At 65.1% G+C, this 590-nt stretch carries 1 pseudogene; it reads left to right on the forward strand.

The features are described 5' to 3' along the window. Positions 1-590: pseudogene (locus ON38_RS19715) on the forward strand (DNA-directed RNA polymerase subunit beta); the annotation flags it as partial.

Raw genomic sequence — 590 nt, forward strand, 5'->3', positions numbered from 1 at the left:
ACCGGGATGGAGTTGCGGGCCGCGGTGGATGCCGGGGATGTCGTGGTCAACGACAAGGCCGGTGTGGTCGAGGAGGTTTCCGCCGATTATGTGACGGTCATGGCCGATGACGGCACCCGCAAGTCCTATCGGATGCGGAAGTTCGCCCGCTCGAATCAGGGCACGTGTGCCAACCAGCGGCCGATCGTGGATGAAGGCCAGCGGGTCGAGCGTGGTCAGGTGTTGGCCGACGGCCCCTGCACCGAGAACGGTGAGATGGCCCTCGGGAAGAACCTGCTCGTGGCGATCATGCCGTGGGAAGGCCACAACTACGAAGACGCGATCATCCTGTCCCAGCGGTTGGTCGAAGACGACGTGCTCACCTCGATCCACATCGAGGAGCACGAGATCGACGCCCGCGACACCAAGCTGGGTGCCGAGGAGATCACTCGCGATATCCCCAACGTCTCCGACGAGGTCCTCGCCGATCTCGACGAGCGGGGCATCGTGCGCATCGGTGCCGAGGTCCGCGACGGCGACATCCTGGTCGGCAAGGTCACCCCGAAGGGTGAAACCGAACTGACCCCCGAGGAGCGGCTGCTGCGGGCGAT

Origin of the sequence: Nocardia testacea NBRC 100365 (genome assembly GCF_000308775.1) — a bacterium.
GTDB classification, from domain to species: Bacteria; Actinomycetota; Actinomycetes; order Mycobacteriales; family Mycobacteriaceae; genus Nocardia; species Nocardia testacea.